Consider the following 7,393-nt stretch of genomic DNA (forward strand, 5'->3'; position numbering starts at 1 on the left):
AATGCATGAGAGCCTTTGTTCTGAACATTTTTACAAGTTTATGTGATGCAAGATTTTGATTGGTTTTGTTGTTAGACCCAAGATGTTAGATCTTATTTGGAACAGGATCATGGCGTGTGCGCCAAAGGGCGCACACAAGGCAAAAACAAAAATGCTTATTCTTTTAAAGAGGTGATTTATCTTAAAATCGACCACGACCGCCTCCAGATTTACCTGCTTTTGCTGCTGCCCCTGCCGCACTTCTAACAGCGTTACCGGCAGCTCCTGAGATTTGTGAAGTGGCACTTTTTACTGCATTGCCACTCGCTCTTGCACCATTGGAAAGCATTGTAAAAATCTGTCCTCCTGAAGAGACACCAGCGTTAAAGTATGGTCCGCCAGAGGCCAGCGCTGTTGCAATACCAGGAAGCGCACGGAAGATAATAACTCCTATGATCGAAATGACGATGACAGGGGGAAAAAGAACGTAAATTGATTCATATGAAACTTTGAGAACCTGTAGGATAACTTGACATATAATGGTTCCAAGCATGATTACGAGAACTTGTAAAATGGTAAAATTGATCAAAGTTGTAATCCATGCATCGGAGTATTTTCGCGTTGCATTGAACAAATACAAACTAATAAATAGAGGACCAAGACCTATAATCATGACGAGTGCAACTTGTGCAAACATTTGCACAATAAAACCACCTATACAAAAAAGAATAACCGCGAGAAGCATGATAGAACCAAGAAGACCTACAATGATCTTTTCAAAAAACCAAGCATTGTATAAGACTTCTTGATAACGCGAACTTGCCTTTAACAAAATATAATCAAAAACATTGGAGCTTGCAGGATTACTGTTAAGCGCATTCCCAATAGCATTGGATAAATCATTGAAGAAAATATCCTTGACATAAGTATTAAATGTATCCGCATTCGTTGCCATTGTTGTAACAACAACGATTTTAACAACATTATTGAGAAGACTATGCATGGAAAGGGCAACGCGACCTGTCATAACATTATAGCCATAAAGAAAGATAAAAATGATTGCGGCGAGATTTAAGGGCGCTGAAATAGCAGAAGACAGCCCACTCACCGTTGTGTCCATCACATTATCGAGGGGTTTTAAAATATACCCAGAAACGCTTTCAAAGGGAGAAAAACTAAAGTCTGACATTTGTACTCGTACTTTCAAGTTTTTCTTTTAATTTCTTTTCTTTTTCTTTTAATTGTGCCTCAAGATATTTATGCTTTTGTTGTTCCTTTTCTTCACGTAGCTCATCTTTTGTTTTCGTATCTCTTGCTTGAATCATATCAAGAGACTGAAGTTTTAAAGAACTTACTTGAAGACCTGCTTGAAGAAGAGAAAGCTTTACTTGAATCTCTTGTCGAAGGGCTTGCAATTCTTCTGGTTTTGTTTCTGGTTTTGATTTAATATTTTCAAGTTCTTGACTTATGTCTTTAATTTTTTTTGCAGTATCAGTTGCACTTTTATAAATGCTTTCAGCTGTTTCAGATTTTGCAGTATTTAATTTTTGTGTGTTCTCGAGTGCTTGTTTATAATATTCATCTACATCGGGTGTTGTTTGCGCTATTGCATGAGAAATAAAAGAAAAAGATAACAGTGTAACTAAGCCATATTTTTTCATTGATTTTTTCTCCTTTGATAAAATATGGGCAGCCATTTGTCAGGGGCAGCTCCATATTCGTTGATAATTTCATTCATGAGTTCAATGTTTTTTGTTGTGCCGCTTAAAACGGCGATCTCATCATTCATTCCACGTAAGTTAAGTTCTGCAACGACGGAACTTTGTCCTTGTTTGATGAGAAAACGACGGGATTCTCTGCTTAACTCTGACTGTATCAGTTCAAATTCACGCTCAGTAAGTTTGAAAGCTTCGACATAATCATTGTAATTTGCTTTTTGATTTGGAAAAAATATTTGGGTGGGGCATTGCTCAATGATTGTGTGCGCGATTGTTGAGTTCAAAGCATCTTTAGGACTTTGTGTTGCAAAGAGCATCATGCCATTTTGTTTACGAATTGTTTTTAGCCGATCTTGCGCAAAAGCTTTAAATGAATCATCTTCTAAAGCTTTCCAGAATTCATCAACGACGATAATGATGCGCCGCCCATCAATCAAATCAAGAATGCGGTGAAAGAGATACATCATTAAGGGGCGTCGAATTTCTTCATTATCTAAGAAATCGGTCATGTCATAGCCAATGAACTGCGCATTTAAATTGAGATCATCTTGGTCATTATCAAAAACCCATCCTAAATCATTGCCTCTAATCCAGCGTTGCAGCCGTATGGCAATCCCTTCTTTGGATGTGTTGTCAAAAAACAGTTGAAGGGCACCAAGAGAACGCTGGGTTGGGGGTAAGTTTTCTAAGGAATCGATGGCTTTGGCGATATCTTGTCGCTCTTCTTCCGTTACGATTTGCCCTTCAGCGGTTACCAGCTTTAAGATCCAATTACGAAGAAATATTTTATTTTTTTCGGTGTATTCCATGCCCTTTAAGGGAGCAATACCCGTGGGTTGCCCATTTTTAAAAGGTTTGTATTTCCCTCCTCCAGCCCGTACAAAAATCTCTGCTCCTTGATCTTTATCAAAAAAAACCATTGTTGGATTGTGTTTTTGTAATTGTGCAAGAAGAAAATTAACAATCACTGTTTTACCAGATCCTGATGGACCACAAACAAATGTGTTTCCAAGATCGCCATAATGAAAATTAAAATAGTAAGGTGAACCAGCCTGTGTTTTTAGCAATGCGACAGCAGCTCCCCAAACATTATCGTTCAGTTTGCCAACAGGGAAAGAATGGAAGGGCGATAAAGCGGCAAAATTTCTGCTGGTAATGGCGCCTGAACGCGCACGATAGCTAAAGTTTCCAGGAAGTTGTGCCCACCATGCTGCTTCCAATCCTAAATCTTCTCTGGCAATCACGGCTCCTCCATTGGTTAAATGGGAACGTGCTTTTGATAAGTTTTCAGACAATATTTTAGGATGATCAGCAAAAACAGCTAAAGAAATGTGGTGTTCTCCCAAAACAAAACGGTTTGATTCTAAATCATCTAGCGCTTCATCCAGTGCATCGATTTGTGAGCTAGCACGGTCAGCTGCATTGATCATTTGATTTTGTTTGCGGCTCATAATCGCACTGGCGGCTGCCTTACTTTTAAAAACAAAGGATTGTGTTAAGATGAATTCAAATGGCACCGTAAGCAGACCATCAGTCATACCTGGGCGTGTTTTAGAAGGATACTCTTTCCATCCAAACATGCCCACAAAGCGTTCATTGCTTTCATGGCGAATTTCGATAATTTCTTTCCCAAAAATAACACGATCCGAGTAAATTGTTGAAGCAATAGTTCCAAATGTGAGAGGAATACGCTCACGTCTTCCCCCCACTAGCTGGTGGAGAAATTCACTTTGTTCGGCAAATAAAAGTCCTTCATGTTCATAGATTGATAGTAGACGGACTTCATACTCTTCCAAACCTTGCATAAGATCTTGACTTAACTCTTCGAGTTTACGAATAGCTTCCTCATCGGGCTCAGATTGTGTTTTCTTGGCTTTGCTCAAGCGCTGAAAAAATGAAACCAGCTTTTCTGTTTTATCCGCGGCCGGATTCCAAAGCAGTGAAATAAATAGATCATTTCTATACAGTTCTTGCGAAACCATTTTCTTTTTATATTTTTCATCTAATGTTGTTGCAAAAGATGAAAGAAAATGACCTTCTGGGTATATCGTTTCACGGCGGCGGATGATGTGAGAATATAAAGCAAGCCGTTCGTCTGCGATATTTTTAAAAAGGGTGTTTAATTGGTTGTGTAAAGAATTTAATTGATCAATATCCGCAGTGTCAAAATTTATACCCTCAACAGCCATCACAACCATTAAACAGCGTGAATTTAAAGCAACGACATGTTGGTTGATGTAGCGTATATAGGGAATATATTCTTCAGGCAAAGTTTCCCGTTTCATTATTGACATCTGTTTCACCAGTTTCGTTCCTTCAGCTTAGTTCCTTATAAGTGCGGATAAGGCGTAAAGGGGAGGTTGAACCTCCTCCCCATCTGTTGAGGTTTTTTTGTTTTCCTCGGGTATTGAGCCATGCAAATAATACGCGAAATTGGTTGTGATCGTACTTTGTCACTTCTCGCAAAATAAAGTGCATCCCAATCCCAAGACCAAACATGGTAAAATCACTGGTTAAAATGAAAAGAATGGATGTTGCCATGACATTAAGCGCCATCGCTTCCATTGTAACACCAGCAAACATGGCCGGGCGCGTACAGGCAAGGAAAAGAGTATCTTCGTTCATTTATGTTGTGCCCGCTAATTTAGTGACGAGAGCAGGGGCACCAAAAACAATAGCAATCCCCAGAACACAGTAAGCTGCTTTGCGTAAATCAATAAAGCCGTACATCCAGCCAATCCCCACAGCAGCAACACATATAATTGCAATGAGCCTTGCCGTTGGACCCGTCATCATTGTGACAATGTTGCCTAAAACACCATCAAGATTTCCCAGACCACCTCCACCAGTAGTAGAAGCAGCATAAGAAAGATCAGATACAAAAACTGCCGTAAAAAGCAGCATGGTCACGATAAAAATGATGTTTTGGAATCTATTATCTGTCATTTTACCTCTCTTTAACAAATAATATTTGTTCATATGTCGACATTCCATTGCCTCTAACAAACTAAAGAGTGCTGTCATTTGATGACAGTTTAATTCTTCTCGTTTGTTTGCTTTAAAAGCCTTGATCGTGGATCTGTTCACTCTCAAGCTCTTCTTCGTAAAGAGACAGAAGTCTTTTCAAATTGAGATTGTGTTACATGAAAATGGCAATTTTAAGTTGTGTATATTGGTAAAAATAACAATATTAAAATAATGAAAGAAAGAATATCATTCTTTACAAAATGTAGTTAATCTGCAACACTTATATTTGGATTTTTTCTTTAAAAACAAGGGGATTGCTGATCAATAATCTGACATGATAGGAAAAAAACGAATTTTTTGAGCGAGCGTGTTAAGAGATGCTATTTAAATTGATTGTTATTATTTACATTATGGGGGCGACAGTGTGGGGATTAAGCCAATATAAAGATAAAATGGATTTCAGCATTCTTAAAACATTTGAGACGCAAGATATCCAAGATATTGTCGATCTCTATCGAGAAGAAAAAAAGTTGGGTAGATCTATCACCAAACAGCAATTAGAAAAAAATGAACCAGCTCTCGATTTGCAGAAGAGTGTTTCATTAAATGATGTTGCAAATAATGCTGTTGTTTTTCATGGTAAGGCTTCTGTTACAAGTGGGGTTACATTTAAATTACTGACGCCTGCTGCACAATCTTGGCGCTCACATATCTCCCGTGATATTCATCTTTATGGTGTGGACACATGTGCACCCCGTCAAAAAGCAAGATTAAATGATCAAGAATGGCCCTGTGGTGCGGTTACAACGGCTTGGCTTGTCACCAAAACACTTGGGCAGGATTTATCCTGTAAACAGGCTTTGATGCACAATGGTGTTTATTATGCGCAATGTTTTGTTCAAGGGGTTGATTTAGCTGAGGCAGGTCTTACAGAAGGTATGTTGGTACTCTCAAAAGAGGGGAAAAATCCTATTCCAGCCCAGTATCATCATGCGGAAGAAAAAGCACGTGGCAACAAGATTGGTCTTTGGTCGAGTGATTTCACTGAACCTTTAAAATGGCGGCGAGATAATGGATCCTATAATCCCTTTGCTAGTCCATGATTGGTTTTAATGAACATATTTACTTAAATTTTTATAGAGAAAACTTTATCAATAAAATTGTACCAAATCGTAGAGCAAATTTGAATAAACGGTGAGATTATTTTCGTTTATGAAGTAAATGGATGGTACTTCCCTTTTCAAGGGAGGGTTGCTTTCAAAATCGCTTCTCTATTTTTACTTATGTGTTTTATAAAAGCGGGAAAATGTCATTGTTGGTGGCAAAGCATTTTTGAGTATTTGTGTTTGAAGGAGAAAGTGAGGCGATAAAAAACGCTCAAGAAACGGATTTCTAGAGCGGTGTTGATAAAAGTAAAAAATGAACAGCCCCAAAAATGGTGTAACGTTTAATATAATGGATAGAATCTTTCACAATGCCTTAAAAGAATTCATAGCAAAAGTTTTTTCATCAGAATTTTGTCTTCAGGATTGGATCACGTTTTTTACTTCTTTAAAAGTGATCAATCTGTTGCCTTCCTTGAAAAGCTTTCATAATTATCTGCTTTTAAATTCAGACTTCCAAATGATGGATGGATTTCAAATAGACTCTACACGAAGAAATCTTCGTAAAAATGATTTGCATTGCTGATTGTTTTCTATATATCACAAAACGTTTCTATTTAGGCCTTCGATGGGGAACAATAATCAACATATAAATAGGTAAAAAGAGCTCATACTTTTTTGTTATGGCTTTGTGGTTTAATGATCGTGAGACTTAAGTCTTATAATGCTCATAGGCTTTCTATAGGGCTAGGGGCGATGCCTATTGCAATGTAACTATTTGAAATCAGTTGAACAAAAGCATTAATGCGCCTTCTGATTTCATCATTTGTATTCAGTTTGGGCTCTCTCCCTTCTTATTGTATTTTATGACAAACTCATACGATGGCTATTGTGAGCTCTTCTTGCGTTACTTTACTCAGAGTGTTCACTTTGAAAGCAAGCAAGTGGATAGTGAGGTTGTATTCTCATACAGTGTGAAAATTCAACCCTCATTTGGGGGGATAATATTAACAGATAAGGTATTTAAAGAGGGATAAAATGAAAAAAAATTATTTTATTATGCATGGCTCTATTATTCGTCTTGGGGTGTGAAAAAAAACTATAGCGTAGAAGATTGAAAAAAAGATGCAAAATTAAGAGAAGAATGGGGAACGAAGTGTTTTCTTTCAGGACAATTTGTTAAGGAATCTAAAAATTGTCAAAATGTCTTACAAGCAGATACTGAAATGTTTTTCTCGCCAAAGCTTGATGCTCTAGACCGTGGTCATGTATTTTAATAAATATATATTACTCAACAGTAAAGTGTGATATAAAAATTCTAAAATAAAGAAGTTACGGCTCAACGAATGCTCGCTTCTTCAATTGTTATAGCGGAATTTTTTATCATTTTTCATCTTTTAGATGAGCTCCCCAAATCATATTCGCAATCCTATTGTTTGTTTCAACTTTATCAGATTGAGGATTATAATCATGAGAGAATTGGATAGCATTGTCTTATAGAAATATCTCTCAAGGTATCCAAGCCTATTTTGCGACGCTGTTCGTAAAGGGTATATAAAAAGCAAGTAAAATAAAATAGTTATGTCTAATATGGGGGAATAGGTGAATCTTGATTCTATTGAGTTT

At 37.3% G+C, this 7,393-nt stretch carries 6 protein-coding genes; 1 reads left to right on the forward strand and 5 read right to left on the reverse strand.

The genetic code is table 11. The annotated features are described in order from the left end of the window. Positions 1 to 181: 181 nt before the first annotated feature. The 5 genes from ACFINO_RS06815 to ACFINO_RS06835 are packed head-to-tail and all read right to left on the reverse strand — an operon-like array spanning position 182 to position 4,643. Complete coding sequence (locus tag ACFINO_RS06815; protein ID WP_375610597.1) at positions 182 to 1,168, reverse strand: type IV secretion system protein; 987 nt, start codon at positions 1,166 to 1,168, stop codon at positions 182 to 184. Further along, positions 1,155 to 1,640, reverse strand: a complete 486-nt coding sequence (locus ACFINO_RS06820; protein ID WP_375634362.1) for a type IV secretion system protein VirB5 — start codon at positions 1,638 to 1,640, stop codon at positions 1,155 to 1,157. The genes ACFINO_RS06815 and ACFINO_RS06820 overlap by 14 nt, the downstream gene beginning before the upstream one ends. After that, positions 1,637 to 3,991, reverse strand: coding sequence for a VirB4 family type IV secretion/conjugal transfer ATPase (locus tag ACFINO_RS06825; RefSeq protein WP_375655299.1), 2,355 nt, complete (start codon positions 3,989 to 3,991; stop codon positions 1,637 to 1,639). The genes ACFINO_RS06820 and ACFINO_RS06825 overlap by 4 nt, the downstream gene beginning before the upstream one ends. A gap of 22 nt (positions 3,992 to 4,013) precedes the next feature. Continuing rightward, positions 4,014 to 4,322, reverse strand: a complete 309-nt coding sequence (locus ACFINO_RS06830; RefSeq protein WP_212112790.1) for a type IV secretion system protein VirB3 — start codon at positions 4,320 to 4,322, stop codon at positions 4,014 to 4,016. Further along, positions 4,323 to 4,643, reverse strand: a complete 321-nt coding sequence (locus tag ACFINO_RS06835) for a TrbC/VirB2 family protein (RefSeq protein WP_375634396.1) — start codon at positions 4,641 to 4,643, stop codon at positions 4,323 to 4,325. It lies immediately after the preceding gene. Positions 4,644 to 5,041: 398 nt separating this feature from the next. On the opposite strand from ACFINO_RS06835, the gene ACFINO_RS06840 reads away from it, so the two are divergent. Next, positions 5,042 to 5,767 (forward strand): hypothetical protein, encoded by a 726-nt coding sequence (locus ACFINO_RS06840; protein ID WP_375634758.1) that lies wholly within the window; start codon positions 5,042 to 5,044, stop codon positions 5,765 to 5,767. The last annotated feature ends 1,626 nt before the right edge of the window (positions 5,768 to 7,393 follow it).

Origin of the sequence: Bartonella sp. AA83SXKL, from assembly GCF_042196965.1 — a bacterium.
GTDB lineage: Bacteria > Pseudomonadota > Alphaproteobacteria > Rhizobiales > Rhizobiaceae > Bartonella.